This window comes from Roseateles sp. (genome assembly GCF_039595595.1).
Classification (GTDB): domain Bacteria; phylum Pseudomonadota; class Gammaproteobacteria; order Burkholderiales; family Burkholderiaceae_C; genus Roseateles.
In genome coordinates this window covers 1-23,064 of record NZ_JBCNLG010000010.1, presented here as the reverse complement: position 1 = coordinate 23,064, position 23,064 = coordinate 1, and the positions used below count along the sequence as shown (strand labels likewise).

The 23,064-nt window shown below is 70.8% G+C and carries 18 protein-coding genes; 4 read left to right on the top strand and 14 right to left on the bottom strand.

Annotation, left to right across the window (positions count from 1 at the left end):
- Positions 1-45 precede the first annotated feature (45 nt).
- Complete coding sequence (locus ABDW61_RS13965) at positions 46-945, top strand: class I SAM-dependent methyltransferase (protein ID WP_343639455.1); 900 nt, start codon at positions 46-48, stop codon at positions 943-945.
- Here ABDW61_RS13965 and ABDW61_RS13960 read toward each other — a convergent pair.
- The 11 genes from ABDW61_RS13960 to ABDW61_RS13910 all read right to left on the bottom strand — a co-directional run bounded on the left by ABDW61_RS13960 (position 897) and on the right by ABDW61_RS13910 (position 15,357).
- Positions 897-2,384 carry an oligosaccharide flippase family protein gene (locus tag ABDW61_RS13960; RefSeq protein WP_343639454.1) on the bottom strand — a complete coding sequence of 496 codons (1,488 nt, stop codon included), beginning with the start codon at positions 2,382-2,384 and terminating at the stop codon, positions 897-899. The two genes, ABDW61_RS13965 and ABDW61_RS13960, sit on opposite strands and share 49 nt — an antisense overlap.
- On the bottom strand, positions 2,384-3,676 hold the full coding sequence (locus ABDW61_RS13955) for a glycosyltransferase family 4 protein (RefSeq protein ID WP_343639453.1): 1,293 nt from the start codon (positions 3,674-3,676) through the stop codon (positions 2,384-2,386). The genes ABDW61_RS13960 and ABDW61_RS13955 overlap by 1 nt, the downstream gene beginning before the upstream one ends.
- Positions 3,673-4,878: an amidohydrolase family protein gene (locus ABDW61_RS13950; RefSeq protein WP_343639451.1), complete on the bottom strand. Its 1,206-nt coding sequence runs from the start codon at positions 4,876-4,878 to the stop codon at positions 3,673-3,675. Before ABDW61_RS13950 ends, ABDW61_RS13955 begins: the two co-directional genes overlap by 4 nt.
- A 132-nt stretch (positions 4,879-5,010) precedes the next feature.
- Entirely contained in the window at positions 5,011-6,702 is a 1,692-nt protein-coding gene (locus ABDW61_RS13945; protein WP_343639450.1) for a phosphoethanolamine--lipid A transferase, read from the bottom strand.
- Between the two features lie 103 nt (positions 6,703-6,805).
- A complete protein-coding gene (locus tag ABDW61_RS13940; protein ID WP_343639449.1) occupies positions 6,806-8,422 on the bottom strand; it encodes a response regulator in 1,617 nt (538 codons plus the stop codon).
- A 193-nt stretch (positions 8,423-8,615) separates the two neighbouring features.
- Positions 8,616-9,764: a molecular chaperone DnaJ gene (dnaJ, locus tag ABDW61_RS13935; RefSeq protein WP_343639448.1), complete on the bottom strand. Its 1,149-nt coding sequence runs from the start codon at positions 9,762-9,764 to the stop codon at positions 8,616-8,618.
- 114 nt (positions 9,765-9,878) lie between these two features.
- Positions 9,879-11,858, bottom strand: a complete 1,980-nt coding sequence (gene dnaK, locus ABDW61_RS13930; protein ID WP_343639447.1) for a molecular chaperone DnaK — start codon at positions 11,856-11,858, stop codon at positions 9,879-9,881.
- Positions 11,859-11,985: 127 nt separating this feature from the next.
- Positions 11,986-12,528, bottom strand: coding sequence for a nucleotide exchange factor GrpE (gene grpE / locus ABDW61_RS13925; protein WP_343639445.1), 543 nt, complete (start codon positions 12,526-12,528; stop codon positions 11,986-11,988).
- Between the two features lie 286 nt (positions 12,529-12,814).
- Entirely contained in the window at positions 12,815-13,243 is a 429-nt protein-coding gene (locus ABDW61_RS13920) for an RNA-binding S4 domain-containing protein (RefSeq protein WP_343639443.1), read from the bottom strand.
- Between the two features lie 15 nt (positions 13,244-13,258).
- Positions 13,259-14,674, bottom strand: a complete 1,416-nt coding sequence (locus ABDW61_RS13915; protein ID WP_343639441.1) for a sensor histidine kinase — start codon at positions 14,672-14,674, stop codon at positions 13,259-13,261.
- Entirely contained in the window at positions 14,671-15,357 is a 687-nt protein-coding gene (locus tag ABDW61_RS13910) for a response regulator transcription factor (RefSeq protein ID WP_343639440.1), read from the bottom strand. Before ABDW61_RS13910 ends, ABDW61_RS13915 begins: the two co-directional genes overlap by 4 nt.
- A gap of 155 nt (positions 15,358-15,512) precedes the next feature.
- Here ABDW61_RS13910 and ABDW61_RS13905 point away from each other — a divergent pair, with 155 nt between their 5' ends.
- From ABDW61_RS13905 to ABDW61_RS13895, 3 genes are all read left to right on the top strand, one after another.
- Positions 15,513-16,481 carry a tripartite tricarboxylate transporter substrate binding protein gene (locus tag ABDW61_RS13905; protein WP_343639634.1) on the top strand — a complete coding sequence of 323 codons (969 nt, stop codon included), beginning with the start codon at positions 15,513-15,515 and terminating at the stop codon, positions 16,479-16,481.
- Between the two features lie 178 nt (positions 16,482-16,659).
- Positions 16,660-17,184 (top strand): tripartite tricarboxylate transporter TctB family protein, encoded by a 525-nt coding sequence (locus tag ABDW61_RS13900; RefSeq protein WP_343639438.1) that lies wholly within the window; start codon positions 16,660-16,662, stop codon positions 17,182-17,184.
- An 18-nt stretch (positions 17,185-17,202) separates the two neighbouring features.
- Positions 17,203-18,723 (top strand): tripartite tricarboxylate transporter permease, encoded by a 1,521-nt coding sequence (locus tag ABDW61_RS13895; RefSeq protein ID WP_343639437.1) that lies wholly within the window; start codon positions 17,203-17,205, stop codon positions 18,721-18,723.
- 29 nt (positions 18,724-18,752) lie between these two features.
- On the opposite strand, the gene hemH is transcribed toward ABDW61_RS13895, so the two are convergent.
- The 3 genes from hemH to rpoD form a co-directional block, all read right to left on the bottom strand.
- Complete coding sequence (gene hemH, locus ABDW61_RS13890; RefSeq protein WP_343639436.1) at positions 18,753-19,853, bottom strand: ferrochelatase; 1,101 nt, start codon at positions 19,851-19,853, stop codon at positions 18,753-18,755.
- A gap of 67 nt (positions 19,854-19,920) precedes the next feature.
- Complete coding sequence (locus ABDW61_RS13885) at positions 19,921-20,859, bottom strand: adenylate/guanylate cyclase domain-containing protein (RefSeq protein ID WP_343639434.1); 939 nt, start codon at positions 20,857-20,859, stop codon at positions 19,921-19,923.
- Positions 20,860-21,222: 363 nt separating this feature from the next.
- Positions 21,223-23,064, bottom strand: a 1,842-nt coding sequence (rpoD, locus tag ABDW61_RS13880; protein WP_343639433.1) for an RNA polymerase sigma factor RpoD, incomplete at its 5' end; no start/stop codon positions are given.

Below are 23,064 nucleotides of genomic sequence, written 5' to 3'. Positions count from 1 at the left end.
TTGCGCTTTCCTCATTTCGTCATCCCTCACGCCCAGCCCCTTGCCATGAACACCCTTCCCGATCTCCAGACCCAGCTGCGCCAGACGCAGGCCGCCTTCGACAGCGTGGCCGCCGACTACGACGGCCCGCGCGGCAACAACGCCGCGATCCAGGACATGCGCGCCGAGATGTGGCGCTGGCTCGATGCCACCTTCGCGCCGGGCAGCCGGCTGATCGACCTGGGCTGCGGCACGGGCCTGGATGCGGTCCATCTCGCCGAGGCCGGCCATCGCGTGCTGGCCACCGACTGGTCGCCGCGCATGGTCGAGCGCACCGGCGACCGGGCCGCGCTCGCCGGCGTCGCCGATCGGGTGCGGGCGCTGGCGGTCGGGGCGCACGAGCTGCACCGGCTCTCGGGCCGCGAGCTCGATGAGCTCGATGGTCTCGATGAGCCCGGCGAGCCGGACGCCGCCGCCGCGTCCGGCTTCGATGGCGCCTACTCGAACCTGGGCCCGCTGAACTGCGTTCCGGACCTGCGCGCCGTCTCGCGTGAATGCGCCCGGCTGCTGCGTCCCGGCGGCGCGCTGGTCTTCACCGTCATCGGCCGCCATTGCCCGTGGGAAGTGCTGCACTACGCGCGCCAGGGCCGCTGGGCGCGCGCGCTGGTCCGCTACGAGCGCGGCACCGTGCCGGTGGGCATGAACCGCCAGACCATCTGGACGCGCTACTTCACGCCGGGCGAGTTCCATCGCGACTTCGCGCCGGAGTTCGAGCTCGTGCAGGTGCGCGGCGTGTGCGTGTTCGCGCCGCCGCCTTACCTGGTCGACTTCAAGGAGCGGCATCCGGGCTGGCACGAGCGGCTGTGGCGGCTCGATCGGCGAGTGGCGGGCTGGCCCGGCCTGCGGCAGCTTGGCGATCATTTCCTGATCGTGATGCGCAAGCGGTCCGAGGCCGAGGCCGGCTGAGCCGGGCGCGCGCCGCGGGCGCTGCGGACGGTCAGCCACCACGCGGGCGTGGCCGCGGCGAAGCCGGCAAGGACGGTGAGCCACTCGGGCGCGCCGGCCGGGACCGCGCCGGCGCCGAGCCGGGCCGCGACGCCGGCCATTCCCGCCGCGATCGCGCCGGGCAGCAGGGCGCGCCGCAGGACGGCAGGCCGCAGGCCCAGCCAGCGCCGGCAGAGCCACAACTGGCAGGGCAGGGCCGCGAGGCCGGCGATCAGCCAGCAGACGGCGAACCAGCGCACCGTGGCCGCGTCGTTCAGGTTGGCGCGGAGCAGGCCGTCCGGCCCGCCGAAGGTCGCCGCGAGGACCATGGCGAAGGCCGCCCAGGCGATCAGCGTCACGCCCTGCGGCAGCGCGGCCCAGCCCGGCCGTCCGACGGCCGCCAGCGCCGGCCCCAGCCCGTTGAACACGATGGTCGCCGCGGCCAGCCAGGCGAGCGGCCCGACGGCGGCGGCGGCCTGGCGCCACGCGGGGCCGAACAGCGTCGTCACGAGCGGCTCGGCCAGCGCCGTGACGATGGCGAGCAAGGGCCAGGCGATGGCCGCCAACTGCCCCGCCGAGGCAGCGACCGCCGGCGCGAGCGCCCGGCCCCGATGGTGCAGCCGCGCCCAGCGTCCGAGCGCGCCGAAGTTCAGCGCCATGCCGGCCAGCCCGGGCACCAGCGCCGTCAGCGACTGGGCGCGGCCCAGCCACCCGACCTGCGCGGCGCCGGCCCAATGGCCCAGCAGCAGGGCCGGCGCGGCACCCTGGGCCGCCGTCAACGCGCCGCCGGCGACTGTGCCGCGGCCGATGCGCAGGATCGGTGCCCAGCCGCGCAGGCGAGGCCAGCCCCACAGCGCGCGCGGCCGCAGCGGCCACACCACCAGGCTGCACACGGCCAGGTTGACGGCCTGTCCCCAGGCCGGCGCCTGGGCGCCCGCGCCGGCGCTGGCCAGCGCGATGGCGACGATTGCCTGGCTGGCATTGCCCCAGGCCGTGGTGCGCGCGAGCTGGCGCGCATCGCCATCACGCAGCGCAAGCGCCGTCATGACGGCCCCGACAGGGACCGCCGCCAAGCCCAGCGCGAGCACGCGCAGCGGTGCGGCGAGCGCGGCTTCGTTCAAGACGGCCGCGATGCCCGGGGCCAGCGCGAGCAGTCCGCCCGCCAGCAGCGCACTGGCGGCGCACGACAGGCCGAGCGCCGCGCGGACCTGGGCCGCGTCGAGCGACGGCGCGCGCTGCAGGTAGGCCGACACGCCGAGATCGCGGGCGCCGTGCAGCAGCCCCGTCAGCGCCGAGGCGATCGCGAAGAGGCCGAGTTCGTGCGGCGTGAGCAGCCGCGCCAGGATCAGCGCGACGCCGAACTGCATCGCCTGCGTCGATGCGAGGGAGCCGGCGTGGATCCACGAGGCGCGGCGCTGCATCAGCGGCTCCGGCGCGCGGCGGCATGAGAGGCTGCAGCGGCTGCAGAGGTTGCAGGGGCTGCAGAGGTTGCAGAGGTTGCAGAGGTTGCAGAGGTTGCAGAGGTTGCAGAGGTTGCAGGAGCGGCGGCAGGGACGGTGGACTGCGCTGCGCCGTGAGCGGCCGCATAAGCCGCCGCCAGTGCGCGGCCGAGCGCTTCGCGCGACAGATGCCGGTCGAAATGAGCCCGCGTGGCCTCGCGCTGCCGGGCGCGTTCCCGTGGGTCGGCCGGCCAGGCGTCCACGAGCGCCCGTGCCAGCGCCTGGGCATTGCCGGCGGGCCAGACCTGACCGATGGCGCCGCGGCCCGTGAGCATCCGATGCGACGGGATGCCGGTCACCACCGGCGGCAGGCCGCAGGCAAGCGCCTCGATGAGCGCATAGCCCGAGCCCTCGCGGTGGCTGCCGGCGACGAAGAGGTCGGCCGCCGACAACCAGCCCGCGATCTCCGCATGCGGGACCGCGCCGACGAGGTGGACGCGCGCGGCCAGACGGGGATCGCGGCGGATGCGCGCGCGCACCGCCTCGAGCAGCGGCGCGTCGCGGAAGCAGCACCACAGCTGCAGCTCGGGCAGAACGGCGCTCGCGCTCGCGACACCGTCGAGCACCGTGAGCGGATCCTTGTTGGCATCGAGGTGCGCGACCCAGAGCACCGCTGGCGCGCCCCGCACGCGCAGGCGCGCCCGTGCGGCCTCGCGCGCCACCGGCGTGACGTCGGTGCTCGACTCGGCGAGCTCGATCACCGGCAGGCTGCGCGGGATCAGTCCGCGGCGGCGCCATGGGCGGGCCTGTTCCGCGGCGCAGAAGAGCACGCCCGCGGCGCCCGCCAGCGCGAGCCGCTGCCGCCACCAGCGCTCCCATCGCCAGACGGGAGGCGGGCGGTCGGCGTGATCCTGGATCAGCAGCGGCACGTCCGGCATCAGGCGGCGCAGCCGCAGCGCTTCCTCGGCGAAGTCCAGCCCATGCAGGTGCAGCACGTCCGGGCGCAGCTTGCGCAGGACTGCCGCGAGCGCGCTGTCGGCCTCGGGGCCGGCATCGCGGTCCCAGGGACCGAAGTGATGCTCGACACCCGCGCGCGCCAGGGTCTCGCGATGCGCGCTCGCCATGAGCAGCGACACCGTGCAGCCAGCGCTGGCCGCTGACTCGGCGACGAGCGCGGTCGTCGGCCAGGCGCGCAGCAATTCCGCGGGCTGCCGCCCGGCCGGATCGCGCAGCAGGCAGAGCTGGACGACGCGAAGTCCCGTGCCGCTGCTCATCCGCTTGCCTCGTCATCCGCAGGGCGAGGCGGCAGCGCCAGGCCGGCTTCTTCGACACCGAGCGACCACAGTCGCCGGACCACGCGCCGCGCGAGGCGCTTGGGCCGGCCGTCGACGCGAACCGGGACCAGATCGGCCAGCGGGCCGAGGGCCTCGGCGACATCGGGATCGGCGAGCAGCGGCTCGCCCCCGAGCATGACCAGACGGAGGTCCGCGCGGGTCGCCCGGGCCAAGGGGAGGCCGGCTGGCAGCGCCACGAGATCGGCACGCGCGCCGGCGGTGAGCCGCCCGCGATCCGGCAGGCCCAGCCAGGCCGCGGCCCTTGAGGTCACCAGCGCCTGCGCCTGCGCGTCGCTCAGCGGCTGGCATTCGCGGGCGAGCGCGAGTTCGGCGAGCAGGTCCCGCGAGCCGCTCGCGCGCGAATCGCTGCCCAGCGCCACACGCCCGATCGCCAGCAGCGCGCCGGTCTCCGCGGTGCGGCCGAACAGGTGCAGGTTGGAGGCCGGGCACCAGATCAGCGCCGCGCCCCTCGCGGCCAGACGCTGCCGCTGTGCGCCGGTCAGTCCGACGCCGTGGACCAGGCGCGTGTTCGGCGTGATGCAGCCCAGACGCTCGAGCGTGTCGAACTCCGCCTCGGCCGCGGCGTCGAGGCCCTCGGCGGCATGGACGATCCAGGGCGCGGTCCGCGGCGTCTCGCGATGCGAGCGACGCACAGCCTCTTCTCCGTCCAGGCCCAGCGCGTCGCGCCAGGCGGGGTGGGCCAGCACGCGCACCGGGAAGTCGGCGGCATCGAGGGCCGGATCGGGCGGGTCGTGGTGAGCAACGGTCGTCACGCCGCTCAGCAGGTTCTTGATCGCGCCATGCCAGAAGCGCTGCTCGCGCGGACGAGCGCTGTCGGCGAGCAGGACGGGATCCGTGGCGCGGCGCGGCGTCAGGTCCGCGATCCAGTCGGCGATGTTGCGGTGATGCGCGCGGTACCGCAGGCGCGGCAGCGAGTTGCGGTGGAGGTGATCGTGCGCGTTGATCAGGCCCGGCAGCAGCCGGTCGCCGCGCAGCGCGATGACCGGTCCCGCCGGGCCGGGCGCGCTGGCCGCGACGATCCACCCGCCGGCGAGCCGCAACGGCGGCCCGGCGCCGGCGTCATGCAGCACCAGCGCGAGGGGGGCGGACGAAGGCGTCGCGGCTGCGGCGCGGAGGGTCATGGACGGGGGCGGGCAAGCGGATCGATGTCATGGGTACCGATCCAGGCCGCAAAGGTTGCGGCGCGCTCCAGTCCGTCCTGCCGTCGGTGCGCGGCGGCTAGCGCCGTTTCATGCCGCCGCCGTCCATCGCGGTCACGGACGGCGGCACGCCGCCACCCAATCCCAGTCCTTGCGATAGACCGCCGTTTGCACGCCGGTGAGGCTCAGCACCGTGTGATACAGCCCGTCGTGCGACATCGGCGTGTCCCGCCGCTGCTGCAGGCAGGCACCATCGAGCTTCTGCGACTGTCTGGTCTGCTCCGGCAGCCACAGGATCAGCGGCACATGCTTCTGCTGCTTGGGCGCCAGCGCATAGGGCATGCCGTGCAGGAAGAGCTGGTTCTCCCCCAGCGACTCGCCGTGATCCGACACGTACAGCAGGCTCGGATCGAAGCGCTTCTCCTGCGTTCCCAGCCAGTCGATCGCCTTCGCCAGCACGTGATCGGTGTACGCGATCGTGTTGTCGTAGGCGTTGCGGACCTGCTCGACCGGGCACTGCTGCAGCGCGTTGCTGCGGCACTCCGGCTGGAAGGGCTTGCGGTCCTCCGGCGCGCGCAGGTAGTAGGCCGGGCCGTGGCTGCCCATCTGGTGCAGCACCAGCACCACGCCGCGCGCGACCCGCTGCGGGTCCAGCGCCGCGAGGCGCGCGTCCAGGTCGTGCAGCATCACTTCGTCGAAGCACTCGCCATCCGAGCGGCACAGGCCCGCCGGAATCGGATGGTCCGGCCGGATCGGATTGATCGCCTGCGCGTTGGGCACGCGATCGCAGATGCCCTTGCAGCCTGACTGGTTGTCCAGCCACAGCACCGCCAGCCCCGCGCGCTGCAGCACGTCCAGCAGCGTCTCCTGGTTGCCCGGGTGATCGACGAAGGCTTCGCGCCCGAGCTGCGAGAACATGCAAGGCAGCGAGGCCGCCGTCGACGTGCCGCAGGACGCGACTTCGCGATAGCTCAGCACCGGCTTGGCCGAAAGCTCGGGATTGGTCGGCCGGTCATAGCCGTTGAGCTGGAAGTTGACCGAGCGCGCCGTCTCGCCGACCACCAGCAGCACCAGCGGCGGACGGGTGCCGGCCGCGCGCGGCGTCAGCTTCGCATCGGCCGCGACCACCTCGGGCGGCCCCTTGGGCTTCTTGTGCTTCTCCGCCGCCAGCGCGGCCGTGGCCCAGATCGCATTCACCGGGCTGACCATCTTGGTCAGCGCCTTGTTGTTGCGCAGCGTCGAGGCCAGGTCCGCCGTGCGCGCCGCCGCCAGGCCGAAGCCCAGCGCCAGCGCCAGCGCCACGCTGGCCAGGTTCCAGCCCAGCCGCTTGAACCAGCGCAGGTCGCTCAGCCGCTGCCGCCAGATCCACACCATCGGGATCAGCGCGATCACCAGCACATGCGCCGCCAGGCCCCAGCCCATCAGGTCACGGGTCTCGCGCACATCGGTCTGCAGCGCGTTGGTGACCATCGTGCTGTCGATGATCACGCCGTAGCTGCCGATGAAGTAGGCCAGCGGCGCCGTCAGCAGCAGCATCAGGCTGAGCAGCGGCTTGACCGCGACCCGCCACGCCATCAGGCTGAAGAAGGCCGCCAGCACCATGATCACGATGCCGGCGAAGACGATCACGAAGAGCTTGCCCGAGGCGCCGGCGTAGTCCGGCATGCCCCACATCCGCTGCCACAGCGGCCAGTTGCCGAGCGCGCCCACCCAAAGCGCGGTCAGCCAGGCCAAGGTCAGCGGGGAACGGGCGCGCGCGGCGCCAGCGCCGCGCGGAGACAGGGTCGAGGAATCGGAAAGCGGCATCGTTCTGAGGGCGGGCAGGCAAGAAGCCGGCTCTTGTAGAGCGCGCGGCTGAAGCGGCCCTGAAGCCTGTTTGAGTAGTCGCCCAGCTTATCCGAGAGGGGCTTCAGCTTCTTAACGCCATTCCGCCGGCCGCACGAGCGGCCTTGAGGCCCTGCCCACTGGCTTGGACGTAGCGGCGCTGTAGCGCTTCGATGCGGGGTGCCAACGCCTCCGGGTCGGTCATGCGCTCGCGGTAGCGCTTGAGCACCAGCGCGGCCATGTCGATCAGCTTGGCATTGAGCGTCAGCGCGCCCTGCTCGAGCAGCAGTTGCACGCCGGTCTGCGGATCGCCGCGCATCGCGTGCCGCATCGCCGTCTCGGAGATCGCGAACACCCGTCCATTGGCGTCGCGCAGCAATTGCGTGCTGGGCTCGTGGCCCTCGGCCATGCAGGTCAGCACCTCGGCGGCCGACTTGGAGCTGCAGAAGCGCAGCCCGAGCTGCGTCATCAGCGTCTCCATCTCGCCGAGTTCGATGTCCTGCCGCGCCATGCGCACCCACAGCGCGATCAGCAGGCTGGCCGACTCGAGGTCGAAATCCTCCTCGGCCGCCTGGCGCGCGAAGCGGCGCGCGATCTCCAGCGCATCCGCCAGGCGCCGCTCCATCAGGAGCCGCAGGCCCTGCATCAACTGGTCGAAGCGCTGCAGCCGCGCATCGCGCGGCGCGCGATCAATGCCCTGCATCAGCGCATCGGTGGCGTACTTCAGGCCCTTGCCGTCCTTGGCATCGAAGCGCATCAGCGCCAGCAGCGCCACGCTGTGCCAGTCGAAGAGCTTGGAACGCAGTCCCTGCGCCAGGCTGCGTTCGAGCATCCGGGCCGACTCCTCGCGCTCGCCGGCGTAGAAGGCCAGCGTGCCGCAATGCTGCTGGCGCAGCAGGCAGCCCGGCGTCAGCGTCGCGGCCGTCCGGTAGGTGGCCAGCGCGGCGCCGATCTCGCCCTGCTCCATCTGCACGCGGCCCATCAGGTCGTAGCTGTCGGCCTGGTCCGGCATCTCGCCGATCAGCGTCTCCAGCGTGCGGCGCGCGGCGCTCAGGTTGCCGCTGGCGACCTCGGTCCGCGCCACGCCCAGCCGCGCCCAGGGCACGGTGCGCGCGGCGATGATGGCCTCGTACAGCTCGCGCGCCTGGGCATGGCGCTCCAGCCGCAGCAGCAGCTCGGCGCCGATGCGCGCCGCGTAGAGCCAGTATGTCGCGCGCTGCTGGAAGCGCGCCAGGCACAGGTCGGCCGCCCGGTCGAACGCCTTTGTGTCGATGGCCTCGAAGATCGCCTTCAGCTCCAGCTTGCGGTGCCGCGCGTTGGCGAGCCGGTCGGCCAGCGCCGCGCTGGTGTAGGGCTTGACCAGGTAGGCGTCGAGCGCGGCCTCGGCCGCCTCCGCGACCTTCGCGTACGAGGCCTCGCCGGTGACCATCACGAAGACGGTGGAGTAGGGCAGCAGTTGCTCGCGGCGCAGCTCGTCGAGCAGGTCCTGACCCGAGAGCTCGGAGCCGTCGAAGTAGTAGTCGCACAGGACGATGTCGTAGGGCTGGGTCTCGAGGATCACCCGCGCGTCGCGCACCCGCGTGGCCTGGCGCACATGGCCCACGCCCAGCTCGCGCAACTGCGCCGTCATCAGGCTGCGCGAGGTCGCGTTGCCGTCGATCACCAGCGCCTGGGTCTTCGCGAGCGGGCTGGCCAGGGTCATGACCGCTGCCCCCAAATGAAACAGCCCGCCTCCGGAGAGAGCGGGCTGGCGGTATCCCAACGATGTGTGCGAATGTCGTCAACCACGGACGGATTGTCCGCCTGGCGACAAGGGCCGGGCCCCCGTGTTTGCGTGGGGTCGCCCGGCCGGATTCCTCAACCGTGGCCGCGATTTGCGCGCGGCTGTTGGGGGCTTACTTGAAGAGGTCCTTGACCCGGTCGGTCCAGGACTTCGCGTTCGGCGAGTGGCGCTCGCCGCCGTCGCGCAGGCTCTTGTCGAGCTCCTTGAGCAGCTTGCGCTGATGCTCGGTCAGCTTGACCGGCGTCTCGATGCTGATGTGGCAGTACAGGTCGCCCGGATAGCTCGAGCGCACGCCCTTGATGCCCTTGCCGCGCAGGCGGAAGGTCTTGCCGTGCTGCGTGCCCTCGGGCAGTTCGATCTCGGCCTTGCCGCCCAGCGTCGGCACCTCGATCGAGCCGCCCAGCGCCGCCGTCGTCATCGACACCGGCATCGTGCAGTGCAGGTCGTCGCCGTCGCGCTCGAAGATGTCGTGCTGCTTGATGCGGATCTCGATGTAGAGATCGCCCGACGGCCCGCCATTGACGCCCGGCTCGCCGTTGCCGGCCGAGCGGATGCGCATGCCTTCGTTGATGCCGGCCGGGATCTTGACTTCCAGCGTCTTGGTCTTCTTGATCTTGCCGGCGCCGTTGCAGGTGGTGCAGGGCTCCGGAATGATCTTGCCGGTGCCGTGGCAGTGCGGGCAGGTCTGCTGGATGCTGAAGAAGCCCTGGCGCATGTGCACCGTGCCGCTGCCGCCGCAGGAGCCGCAGGTCTTGGCGCTGGTGCCGGGCTTGGCGCCGCTGCCGTGGCAGGTCTCGCAGCCCTCCCACGACGGGATGCGGATCTGCGTCTCCTTGCCGCGCGCGGCCTCCTCCAGCGTGATCTCCATCGCGTAGCTCAGGTCGCTGCCGCGGTAGACCTGCTGGCCGCCGTTGCCGCGCCGCGCGCCGCCGCCACCGCCGCCGAACAGGTCGCCGAAGATGTCGCCGAAGGCCTCGGCGAAACCGCCGAAGCCCTCCGCGCCCGGACCGCCGCGGAAGCCCTGGTTGGGGTCCACGCCCGCGTGGCCGTACTGGTCGTAGGCCGCGCGCTTCTGGCCGTCGGACAGCATCTCGTAGGCCTCCTTGGCCTCCTTGAACTTGTCCTCGGCGTCCTTGGCGCCCTCGCCCTGATTGCGGTCAGGGTGGTACTTCATCGCAAGCTTGCGATACGCCTTCTTGATGTCGTCCTCGCTGGCGTTCTTCGCGACGCCTAGGACTTCGTAATAGTCACGCTTGGCCATGGATCTTCCTGGGAGCCTCAAACCAAAACGCCGCGCGAGGCTGGCGACCCCGCGCGGCGGCTGTCATCGACAGCGATTGCCGATCGCGATGCCGACGTTGTCGGCAGGCGCGGCTTACTTGGAGTCCTTGACTTCCTTGAACTCGGCGTCGACGACGTTGTCGTCGGCCGGCTTGGACGAGGCCTGCTGCGCGCCGGCCGCCTGCGCGTGTCCGGCCTCGGCGCCGCCGGCCGCAGCGGCCGCGCCCGCGGCCGCCTGGGCCGCCTGGGCGTCGGCGTACATCTTCTCGCCCAGCTTCTGGCTGGCGGTCATCAGCGCTTCGGTCTTGGCGTCGATGTCGGCCTTGTCCTCGCCCTTGATGGCTTCCTCAAGGTCCTTGATCGCGGCCTCGATCTTCTCCTTTTCGCCGGCCTCGAGCTTGTCGCCATGCTCGCCCAGCGACTTCTGCACCGAATGCACCAGACCGTCGGCCTGGTTCTTGGCCTGCACCAGCTCGACCTTCTTCTTGTCCTCGGCGGCGTTGGCCTCGGCGTCCTTCACCATCTTCTCGATCTCGGCCTCGGACAGGCCCGAGTTCGCCTTGATGGTGATCTTGTTCTCCTTGCCGGTGCCCTTGTCCTTGGCGCCGACGTGCAGGATGCCGTTGGCGTCGATGTCGAAGCTCACCTCGATCTGCGGCGTGCCGCGCATCGCCGGCGGGATGCCTTCCAGGTTGAACTCGCCCAGGCTCTTGTTGGCCTGCGCCATCTCGCGCTCGCCCTGGTAGACCTTGATCGTCACCGCGGGCTGGTTGTCCTCGGCGGTCGAGAACACCTGGCTGAACTTGGTCGGGATGGTCGTGTTCTTCTTGATCATCTTGGTCATCACGCCGCCCAGGGTCTCGATGCCCAGGCTCAGCGGGGTGACGTCCAGCAGCAGCACGTCGGTGCGTTCGCCGCCCAGGACCTGGCCCTGGATCGCGGCGCCGACGGCCACGGCCTCATCGGGGTTGACGTCCTTGCGCGGCTCCTTGCCGAAGAACTCCTTGACCTTCTCCTGCACTTTGGGCATGCGGGTCATGCCGCCGACCAGGATCACGTCGTCGATCTCGCCCACCGACACGCCGGCGTCCTTGATGGCGGTGCGGCAGGGGGCGATCGTGCGCTCGATCAGCTCGTCCACCAGCGACTCCAGCTTGGCGCGGGTCAGCTTGATGTTCAGGTGCTTCGGACCGGTCGCGTCGGCCGTGATGTAGGGAAGGTTGACGTCGGTCTGCGACGAGTTCGACAGCTCGATCTTGGCCTTCTCGGCCGCTTCCTTCAGGCGCTGCAGGGCCAGCACGTCCTTGGTCAGGTCGACGCCCTGTTCCTTTTTGAACTCGCCGATGATGTAGTCGATGATGCGCTGGTCGAAGTCCTCGCCGCCCAGGAACGTATCGCCGTTGGTGGACAGCACCTCGAACTGCTTCTCGCCGTCGACGTCCGCGATCTCGATGATGGAGATGTCGAAGGTGCCGCCGCCCAGGTCGAACACCGCGATCTTGCGGTCACCGGCGCCGTGCTTGTCCAGGCCGAAGGCCAGGGCCGCGGCGGTGGGCTCGTTGATGATGCGCTTGACGTCCAGGCCGGCGATGCGGCCGGCGTCCTTGGTCGCCTGGCGCTGCGCGTCATTGAAGTAGGCCGGGACCGTGATGACGGCTTCCGAGACCTCTTCGCCGAGGTAGTCCTCGGCGGTCTTCTTCATCTTGCGCAGCACTTCGGCGGAGACCTGCGGGGGCGCCATCTTCTTGCCGCGCACTTCCACCCAGGCGTCGCCGTTGTCGGCGGCGGCGATGGTGTAGGGCATCAGGTCGATGTCCTTCTGGACTTCCTTCTCCTGGAACTTGCGGCCGATCAGGCGCTTGACCGCGTACAGGGTGTTGCGCGGGTTGGTCACGGCCTGGCGCTTGGCCGAGGCGCCCACCAGCACTTCGCCGTCTTCCTGGTACGCAATGATCGACGGGGTGGTGCGGGCGCCTTCCGCGTTCTCGATCACGCGGGTGGTGTTGCCTTCCATGACCGCGACGCACGAGTTGGTCGTGCCCAGGTCGATGCCGATGATCTTCTTCTTAGCCATGTGGTGCTCCTGAATATGAAAAAACGGGGGGAACGGTCAGCGCGGGAGGCTCAGCCCCGGGGCGGCTGGAACGTCGTTCCGGAATGCTTCTGATCTGTGGATGAGGGGCCGGGATTCAAGGGCCGGCCTACTTGGGCGCCGCGACGGTCACCAGCGCGGGACGCAGGACACGGTCGGCGATCAGGAACCCCTTCTGCAGCACCGTGACCACGGTGTTGGCGTCCTGCTCGGCCGGCACCATCGAGATCGCCTGGTGCTGGTGGGGGTCGAACTTCGTGCCGGCGGCCGGGTTGATCTCCAGCACCTTGTTGCGCTCCAGCGCCGATTGCAGCTGGCGCAGCGTGGCGTGCACGCCTTCGAGCACCTGCTCGACGCTGGCATCGGGACGGGCGATCGCGGCGGAGAGGCTGTCCATCACCGGCAGCATCGCGTCGGCGAAGCCTTCGACGGCGTACTTGCGGGCCTTGGAGACTTCCTCCTCGCCGCGGCGGCGGGTGTTCTCGACTTCGGCCTTGGCGCGCAGGTAGGCGTCGGACATCTCGGCCAAGCGCCGTTCGGTATCGGCCAGCTTGGCCTCGAGCGTCTCGGGCACCGAGGCGGCGGCCGCCGCGGCGGCCTGCTGGGTCAGTTCATCAAGGGTCGGGTCAGGTTGTTGGTGGTCGGTCGTCATGGTTGCTGTGCCCAGGGCGGAGCCCGGTCTGCGCCGGGCGATCCGACGCATCTGGGGCCCATGGCCGGAAGTTCAAGAGGGTGATTTTCACATCCGGGCGCGGGCAAACCCGGGGCCTGCTAGCGCCCCTGCGCCCCTGCGCCCCTGCGCAAGAACTCCCTCGCCCCCCGCGAGGGGGGAGAGGGCAGGGGAGAGGGGGTGCCTCGAAAGGCAGCAGCGGTGTGGCGCGACCCCTCACCCCTCCCTCTCCCCCGAAGGGGGCGAGGGGGAAGTGCGGGATGTCCAGTCATTCGTCGATGCTGGCGCTCCAGCGGTCCCACTCGGCGAGCTTGCGGCGGTCCTGCTTGGTCGGGCGGCCCTGCTGGATGGTGTCGGCGGGCTCGGGCGCGAGCCGGCGCGCCTCGGCCGCGCGTTCGCGGGCGGCGACGCTGGCCGGCGTCTCCTCGTACAGCGTCTGCGCCACCGGTGCCGGGCCGCGCACGCTGCTCAGGCCGGCGACGCGAACTTCACGGTCGACCTGCCCCTGGCGCAGCTGGACCAGGTCGCCAACCCGCACGTCGCGCGAGGCCTTCGCCGCCTGGCCGTTGACCGTCACGCGGCCCTTGCCGATCTCCTCGACGGCGAGCGAGCGGGTCTTGTAGAAGCGCGCGGCCCAGAGCCACTTGTCCAGGCGCAGCGCGGCGAGTTCGGTGGAGGAGCGGGAGGAAGCAGCCATCGGGCGCGGATTGTCCTATGCCGGCGGGGAATCGGTCCATGCTGCCGCCGGCAACCGGACCACGGCGTCCAGGCCGTCGATGACCCCGTCGCGCTCGCGGTTGTCCAGCGCCAGCGTGCCGCCGAGCGAGCCGACGATCTCGCGGCAGATCGCCAGGCCCAGGCCCGAACCGCCATTGGGTCCCGCCGCGAACGGCTGCCCCAGCTTGGGCCGCAGCGCGGCCGCGATGCCCGGCCCGCTGTCGCTGATGCGCAGCACCACCGCGTCGCCGCCGCGCAGATCCACCGCCAGCCGGCCGCCATGCGGGCAGTGGCGCAGCGCGTTGTGCAGCAGGTTGCGCACCAGCTCCCGCAGTGCCCAGGCATGGCCGCGCACCGGCGCCGGTTCGGTGCTGAGCTCGAAATCCAGTTCGGCGTCGGCGATCAGCGGCGCCAGGTCCAGCGCGACCTCGCGCACGGTGCCGGCCAGGTCCAGCCGCGGCGGATCGCCCTGTTGACGCAGCTGCTCGACCTTGGCCAGCGCGAGCATCTGATTCGCCAGCGCGGTCGCGCCGTCGACGGTGATGCCGATCTCGTCGATGGCCTGCGCCGCCGGCAGGTCGCCGCGGCGGGCCGATTGCACCTGCGCCTTGAGCACCGCCAGCGGCGTGCGCAGCTGGTGCGAGGTGTCGCGCACGAAGCGCTTCTGATGCGCGAGCAGACCCGCCTGGCGCTGCCAGGCCTCGTTGATGGCGGCCACCAGCGGCGCGAGTTCGGCCGGCACGCTGGGCAGCGGGATGGGGCTGACGTCGTCGCCGGCGCGCGCGGCGATGACGCGGCTGAGCTCGCGCACCGGCCGCGTCGCCAGGAGCACCACGCCCCACACGACGATCGCGATCACCGCCAGCAGCGCCGCCTGCCGCCACAGCGTGGAGACCAGCACCTGACGCGCCAGCGTGCGGCGGATCTCCAGCGTCTCGGCGACCTGGATGGTCGCCACGCCCAGGCCCGCCTCGCCGGCCACCGGCTGCTTGAGCACCGCCACGCGGATCGGCTCGCCCTGGTAGACGTCGTCGTAGAAATCGACCAGCGCCGCGTAGGCGCCGCGGTCCGGCAGCCTGCCGCGCCACGGCGGCAGGTCGTCGAAGCCCGAGACCCATTCGCCCTGGAAGCCGGTGACGCGATAGAACATGCGGCTGCGGTTGTCGGCCTCGAAGGCCTCGAGCGCCGCGTAGGGCACCTCGGAGATGAGCCGCGGCGCGTCGCGCGTGCCGGCCACGTCGAGCTGCTCGCCGATGGTCTTGGCCGAGGCCAGCAGCGTGCGGTCGTAGGCGGTGTCGATGGCCTTGAGCGCGTCCTGGTAGAGGCGGTGCGCGTTGGCCGCGATCAGCAGCCCCACCGGCACGAGGATGCCGGCCAGCAGCCGGCTGCGCATGGACGACAGACGCTTCAATCCGCCGCCTTCAGCAGGTAGCCCAGCCCGCGCAGCGTCACCAGCTTCACGCTGCCGGCCGGCAGCCGCTTGCGCAGCCGGTAGGCGACGACCTCGACCGCGTCGGGCTGCACGTCCAGGTCGTCGGCGAAGACGATGCCGGTGAGGCGCTCCTTCGCCACCGCGTGACCGGGCCGCGCCAGCAGCGCGCGCAGCAGCGCGGCCTCGCGCGGCGGCAGGTCCAGCGGCAGGCCCAGGTGATAGACCGCGCCGCTGTCGGCGTCGACGCGCAGGCCGCAGAAGGCCTCGGTCTCGACCGCCGCGCCAGGCGAGCCCGGCGAGCCGCGGCTGCGCCGCGCCAGCGCCCGCACGCGCGCCTCGAGCTCATCGAGGTCGAAGGGCTTGGGCAGGTAGTCGTCGGCGCCGATGTTCAGGCCCAGGATGCGGTCGCCGACCGTGCCGCGCGCGGTGAGGATGATCACCGGCGTGGTCAGCTGCGCGGCGCGCGCGGCGGACAGCAGGTCCAGCCCGTCCATGTCGGGCAGCGACAGGTCCAGCAGCACCACGTCGGGCGGGTGCGCGCGCCAGCGCTCGAGCGCCGGACGGCCCTCGGCGAAGCCGTGCACCTGGATGCCGCGGCGCTCGAACGAGCGCGCGACCGTGGTCTGCAGCGCCGCGTTGTCCTCGACGAAAAACAACCTCATCGCGGCAGTGTCCGACAGCCGCCGCGGCGCCGCCGCTCAGGGTGAACCCTGAGCCTCGCGACAGCCGATTGAAAGCCGCCATGTGCAGGATGCGCCCCTACAACGAACGCCGGGCGCGAGCTCCGCCCCGGCGCGACAACCCAGGAGACATGAGCATGCGTCGAGACCAGTTCCTCAAGTCCGCGGCCGCGCTGGCCGCGCTGGGCGCCACCGCCGGGCTGCCGCTGAGCGCGCGCGCCGCGACGGCGCTGAAGATCCTCGTGCCGGCCAATCCGGGCGGCGGCTGGGACATGACCGGCCGCGCGCTGGGCAAGGCGCTGCAGGACGCCGGCGCCGCGGGCGCGGTGACCTTCGAGAACAAGGGCGGCGCCGCGGGCGCCATCGGTCTGGCGCAGTTCGTCAACGCCGCCAAGGGCGACCCGAACGCGATGATGGTGATGGGCGCGGTGATGCTGGGCGGCCTGATCACCAGCAAGCAGCCGGTGAGCCTGACGCAGGCCACCCCCATCGCGCGCCTGACCAGCGAGTACAACGTCTTCGTGCTGCCGGCCAACTCGCCCTACAAGACGATGAAGGACGTGGTCGAGGCGCTGAAGAAGGATCCCGGCTCGGTGAAGTGGGGCGGCGGCTCGCGCGGCGCCACCGAGCACATCGCCGCGGCGATGCTGGCGCATGAGGTGGGCGTCGACGCGACCAAGGTCAACTACGTCGCCTTCCGCGGCGGCGGCGAGGCGGTGGCCGCGATCCTGGGCGGCAACGTCACCATCGGCGGCAGCGGCTACAGCGAATTCCAGCCCTACATCGAGAGCGGCAAGATGCGCCCCATCGCCATCACCGCGCCGCAGCGCCTCAAGGGCCTGGACATTCCGACGATGAAGGAGCTCGGCTACAACGTCGAGATCGGCAACTGGCGCGGCGTGTACGGCGCGCCCGGCATCACGCCGCAGCAGCGCCAGGTGCTGATCGACGCCATCGTCAAGGCCACGAAGTCCAAGGCCTGGGCCGAGGCGCTCGACAAGAACGGCTGGACACCGGCCGTGCTGACGGGCAAGGACTTCGAGGACTTCGTCGACCGCGAGTTCGCGTCGCTGCGCGCGATCATGCACAAGTCCGGCATGGTGTAGCCCACCCCCTGCCGGCTTCGCCGGCCTCCTCAAGGGGGCAGGGCCTGACCCACCCCCTACCGGCTCCGCCGGCCCCCTCAAGGGGGCGAGCCCAGTGGCCTGGCGGAGCCAGTTCCACGGGCTCCGCTGGGTAGGAACGGCGCGGCCTCGTCCATTGATCTCGGAGCGGGAGTCTCTTATGACTGATTCCATCGAGCAGGCCGCACCGGGGCCGCTCTATCAGACCCTGGTCGGTGTCGCGGCGGTCGCCGTCGGCGGCGTGATGGCCTTCGGGGCCAGCGCGATCCCGTCCGATGCAGGCTACGCCGGCATCGGCCCCAACGCGCTGCCCTGGTTCGTCGCCGCGGTGCTCATGCTGTGCGGCGCCTGGCTGGTGTGGGAAGCCCGCACCGGCGGCTACCGCTCGATGGAGCCGCCCTCGGGCGCGCCACGCGCGGACTGGCTGTCCGCCCTCTGGGTCGCGGGCGGCGTGGTCGCCAACGCGGCGCTGATCACCACCATCGGCTTCGTGCTCGCCTGCACGCTGTGCTTCATGCTGGCCGTGCGCGGCCTGCGCCGCGCCGAGGGCAAGGGCCACGGCGGCGCGCGCCAGGTCCTCATCGACGCCATCACCGGCCTGCTGATCGCGGCCCCGGTGTTCTGGCTCTTCAACAAGCTGCTCGCCCTGAACCTGCCGGCCATCACCGCCGGCGGCTGGCTCTGAGCCCACCGGAGTCCTGACATGCAAGACCTCTGGACCCACCTGATGGGCGGCTTCGCCACGGCCGCCTCGGGCGCGAACCTGATGTGGGCCTTCGTCGGCTGCGCGCTCGGCACCGCCATCGGCGTGCTGCCGGGCCTGGGCCCCGCAGTGACCGTGGCGATGCTGCTGCCCATCACCGCGCAGGTCGACCCGACCGCGTCGATGATCTTCTTCGCCGGCATCTACTACGGCGCGATGTACGGCGGCTCCACCACCTCCATCCTGCTCAACACCCCGGGCGAGACCGGCACCATGGTGACCGCGCTCGAGGGCTTCAAGATGGCCCGCCACGGCCGCGCCGGCGCGGCGCTGGCCACGGCGGCGATCGGCTCGTTCTTCGCCGGCACGATCGCGACGGTGCTGGTGACGCTGTTCGCGCCGGTGCTGGCGGACTTCGCCGTGACGTTGGGCCCGCCCGAGTACTTCTGCCTGATGCTGCTGGCCTTCACCACCGTCAGCGCGGTGCTCGGACAGAGCACGCTGCGCGGCATGACCGCGCTGTTCATCGGCCTGGCGATGGGGCTGGTCGGCATGGACCAGATCACCGGCCAGATCCGCTACACCGCCGGCATCCCCGAGTTCATGGACGGCATCGAGACGGTGCTGGTCGCGGTGGGCCTGTTCGCGGTCGGCGAGACGCTGTACGTGGCGCTCTACGAAGGGCGCAGCAACCTGACGATGAACACGATGGGCCGCGTGCACATGACGCGCCAGGAGTGGAAGCGCTCGATCCCGGCATGGATCCGCGGCACCGGGCTGGGCTTCCCCTTCGGTGTGATTCCCGCCGGCGGCACCGAGATCCCGACCTTCCTCAGTTACGCCACCGAGCGCAAGCTGTCCCGGCACAAGGAGGAGTTCGGCACCACCGGTGCGATCGAAGGCGTGGCGGGCCCGGAGGCGGCCAACAACGCGGCCGTGACCGGCACGCTGGTGCCGCTGCTGACGCTGGGCATCCCGACCTCGGTGACCGCGGCCATCCTGCTGTCGGCGCTGCAGAACTACGGCATCCAGGCCGGTCCGCAGCTGTTCACGACCTCGTCGGGCCTGGTGTGGGCGCTGATCGCGTCGCTGTACATCGGCAACGTGATGCTGCTCGTGCTGAACCTGCCGCTGGTGGGCCTGTGGGTGAAGCTGCTGCGCATCCCGCGCGCGCCGCTGTACGCCGGGATCCTGATCTTCGCCACCGTCGGCGTGTACGGCATGCGCCAGAGCGCCTTCGACCTCTATCTGATGCTGGCCATCGGCCTGCTGGGCGTGGTGATGCGGCGCTTCGACTTCCCGACCGCGCCGGTGGTGGTGGGCATGATCCTGGGCCCGCTGGCCGAGGCACACCTGCGCAATGGCGTGGCCATCGGCGGCGGCCACTGGGGCGTGTTCTTCGAGCGCCCGATGTCCGCCTTCCTGCTGGGCGTCGTGGCCATCGTGCTGCTGCTGCCGCGCCTCATGAAGTGGCTGGGCGCGCGCCGGGCGCGCCGCCAGGCCGCCGTGGCAATGGGCTGAGCGGCGCCGTCAGCCCTGGTCAGCCCCGCTCAGCGCGCGGCGCCGGCCGCGATCGCGGCCTCACGCTGGCGGGCGAGGGCGGCGGCCTGGGTCTCGTCGGGGACCGCGGTCGTCGGCCAGCCCTGCAGGTGCTGCTCGGCGATCGCCGCCAGCGCCCGCACATGCGAGGGCCGGTCGTTCAGGCAGGGGATGTAGCTGAAGCGCTGGCCCCCGCTGTGCAGGAAGGCCTCGCGCGCCTCCATGTCGATCTCCTCCAGCGTCTCGATGCAGTCGGCCGAGAAGCCCGGGCAGATCAGGTCGACCGACTTCAGACCGCGGCCGGCCAGCTCGCGCAGCGTCGGCTCGGTGTAGGGCTCCAGCCAGCGCGCCTTGCCGAAGCGGCTTTGGAAGGTGACCTTGTACTGCGCGTCCGAGAGCCCCAGCGCCTCGGCCAGCAGCCGGCCGGTCTTCAGGCATTCGCAGTGATAAGGATCGCCCAGCGCGAGCGTGCGCGCGGGCATGCCGTGGAAGCTCATCACCAGCAGCTCGCCGCGGCCCTCGGCCTTCCAGTGGGCGCGCACGCTCTCGGCCAGCGCGGCGATGTAGCGCTTGTCGTCGTGATAGCGGTTGATGAAGCGCAGCTCGGGCAGGTGGCGCTGCGCCATCGACCAGCGCGCGACGTCGTCGGCGACGCTGGCCGTCGTCGCGCCCGAGTACTGCGGATAGGCCGGCAGCACCAGCACGCGGGTCGCGCCATCGGCGCGCAGCGCGTCGAGCTGCGACGCGATCGACGGGTTGCCGTAGCGCATCGCCGGCAGCACCTTCACCCGGTGGCCCATCTCGCCGAGCTGGCCCTGCAGCAGCTTGGCCTGCTTCACCGTCCAGACCATCAGCGGCGAGCCGTCCCGGGTCCAGATGCTGGCGTACTTCTTCGCCGACTTCGCGGGCCGCGTGCGCAGGATCACGCCGTGCAGGATCGGCCACCAGGCGGCCTTGGGAATCTCGATGACGCGCGGGTCCGACAGGAACTGCGCGAGGTAGCGCCGCGTGGCCGCAGGCGTCGGCGCGTCGGGCGTGCCGAGGTTGACCAGCAGCACGCCGATCGTCGGCGCGCGCCCGTGGGTGTGTTCGGGTTCGGGTCGGAAGGACATCGGGGAGGCAGCGGAAAGAGAAGGGGGGCCGGCACCGCGGTGGGCGGCGGGAACGTCGCCGGGCCGTTCAGAACCCGCGCCGCGACAGCAGCGGGGAGGCGGATTCGGCCAGGTGCTGCACTTCGAAGCGGACCGTGGGCGCCTGCGTCTCGGACGGCGGGCCGCCCAGGCCGATCGCGCCGGCGCCGTGCAGCGTGCAGGAACCGCGGCGCAGGCTCAGCGTCTGGCCGCCGGCGCCGAAGCGCACGAAGGTGCCGTTGTAGCTCAGGTCGGTCAGGCTGAAGCTGCTGCCCTGCCAGTCGATGCGCGCATGCGAGCGGCTGACGCGCACGTCGGTGATGCAGTAGGTCGCCTGCGTGCTGCGGCCCAGCACGACCGGCATCTGGTCGATGTCGAAGACACGGTCCAGGTCTTGCCACACCAGCCGGATGCCTTCCGGCGCGGCGCTGCGGACGATCTCGCCGAACTGCGTCGCCGCCGGGTCGCCGCGGCCCTGGTCCAGCACGTAGATGTGGACCGGCTCGGCCCGGCCGCGCACGCTGATGTGGTCCAGGCTGCGGAAGCGCGCCTTCTGCGCGCTGGTCAGCCCGAGCACGACCTCGGCGGTGACGACGGTCTCGCCGTCGCCGGCATGGTCCAGCAGCCGCGCCGCGACATTGACCGCGTCGCCGAAGCAGTCGCCATGGATCTCGACCACCTCGCCGCGCGCCAGCGCGATCTGCAGGTGCGTGTGCCGCAGCCGCTCGCTGCGCGCGGAGGTGCTGACCAGCAGCTCCTGCATCCGCATCGCGGCCTTGATGCCGTCGCGCGGGTTGTCGAACGCAGCCATCAGGCCATCGCCCAGCGTCTTGATGATGTCGCCGCGGTGCTCATCGACGGCGCGGCCCACCAGGGCCACCGTCTGCGTCACCAGGCCGGAGGCTTCCGCGTTGCCCAGCGTCTCGAACAGCGCCGTGCTGCCGCGCAGATCGGCAAACAGGACGGTGCGCTCGCGGATCTGGGTCATCGGCCTGGCAGGTGTGAGATGTGAAGGAAGTCTCAGTGTAGCCGCGCCACCCGGGGCCAAGCGTGGTGATAAGCCCCCGCTCCGGGGGCCATCGGCGCCAGCGCGACAACACCCCCCCGACACGCGGGCGAATGCCGGAACGCGCTGGAGCGATAGCGCCTCCAAACGAAAAACCGGCCAGCGTCGGAAGACGGTGGCCGGTTGGCGAGGCAAACCCGGTGCCCGAAGTTCGGCGGCCGTTTGGCCGCCGAAGGGGCAGGGGGATTTACAGGTTGTCCAAGTAAGTGCGCAGCTTGTGGCTCCGCCGCTCGCTGCATGCCGACTGCGTCGTCATCCGCCTGCGGCGGGCACGTCCTTGGGCAATCAGAGATTGTCCAAGTACGTGCGCAGCTTGTCGCTGCGCGACGGATGCTTGAGCTTGCGGATCGCCTTGGCTTCGATCTGGCGGATGCGCTCGCGGGTGACGTCGAACTGCTTGCCGACTTCCTCCAGCGTGTGGTCCGTGCTCATCTCGATGCCGAAGCGCATGCGCAGCACCTTCGCTTCGCGCGGGGTCAGGCTGTCGAGGATGTCCTTCACCACCTCGCGCAGGCCGGCCTGCATGGCCGCCTCGATCGGCGCGGTGTTGTTGGTGTCCTCGATGAAGTCGCCCAGATGCGAATCGTCGTCGTCCCCGATCGGCGTTTCCATGGAGATCGGCTCTTTGGCGATCTTCATGATCTTGCGGATCTTGTCCTCCGGCATCTCCATCTTCTCGGCCAGCGTCGGCGCATCCGGCTCGAAGCCGAACTCCTGCAGATGCTGACGCGAGATGCGGTTCATCTTGTTGATCGTCTCGATCATGTGAACCGGGATGCGGATGGTGCGGGCCTGGTCCGCGATCGAGCGCGTGATGGCCTGACGGATCCACCACGTCGCGTAGGTCGAGAACTTGTAGCCGCGGCGATATTCGAACTTGTCCACCGCCTTCATCAGGCCGATGTTGCCTTCCTGGATCAGGTCCAGGAATTGCAGCCCGCGGTTGGTGTACTTCTTGGCGATCGAGATGACCAGGCGCAGGTTGGCCTCGATCATTTCCTTCTTCGCGTCGCGCGAGGCCTTCTCGCCCTCGTTCATCCGCTTGTTGATGCCCTTGAGGTCGTCCAGCGGCACCACGGCCTTGCCCTGGATGTCGATCAGCTTCTGCTGCAGCTCCTGGATGGCCGGCAGGTTGCGCGACATGATGTTCGCGTACGGCTTGCCCGAGGCCACTTCCTTCTCGGCCCACTGCAGGTTCAGCACGTTGGGCGGGAAGGTCTTGATGAAGTGGTCCTGCGGCATGCCGCACTTGTCCACCACGATCTTGCGGATCTCGCGCTCGAAGCGGCGCACGTCGTCCACCTGCGAGCGCAGGATGTCGCACAGCTTCTCGATCGTCTTGACGGTGAAGCGGATCGTCATCAGCTCGGCGCTGATGGCCGTCTGGGCCTTGTTGTAGTTGGGCGACTTGTAGCCGTCCTTCTCGAAGGCCTTGCGCATCTTGTCGAAGTTGACCGCCAGCGAGTCCAGCTTGGCCAGCGCGGCGTTCTTGAGCTCTTCCAGCTTCTTGGTCAGCGCCTTGGAGCCGCCGGCGCCGTCGTCGTCGTCCTCTTCGTCGAACTCGTCGAAGTCCTCTTCCGCGACGTAGTCGTCCGCCTCGTCATCGGAGACGAAGCCGTCCACGGCTTCCGAGATCTGCATCTCGCCAGCGCGGATCTTGGCGGCCATGGCCAGGATCTCGGCGATCGTCGTCGGGGAGGCGGAGATGGCCAGCATCATCGCCTGCAGGCCGCCTTCGATGCGCTTGGCGATCTCGATCTCGCCCTCGCGGGTCAGCAGCTCGACGGTGCCCATCTCGCGCATGTACATGCGCACCGGGTCGGTCGTGCGGCCGAACTCGGAGTCCACGGTCGACAGCGCGGCTTCCGCGGCTTCTTCCGCTTCCTCCTCGGTGGCCGTCGGAGACGTCGAGCCCTGGATCAGCAGCGTGGCGGCGTCGGGCGCCTGCTCGTACACGGCGATGCCCATGTCGTTGAGCATCGACACGATCGCCTCGAGGATTTCCTCGTTGATCAGCTTCTCGGGCAGGTGGTCGTTGATTTCCTGATGCGTCAGGAAACCCCGCGTCTTGCCCATCTTGATGAGGGTCTTGAGCTCCTGGCGGCGCTTGGCGACTTCCTCTTCGGT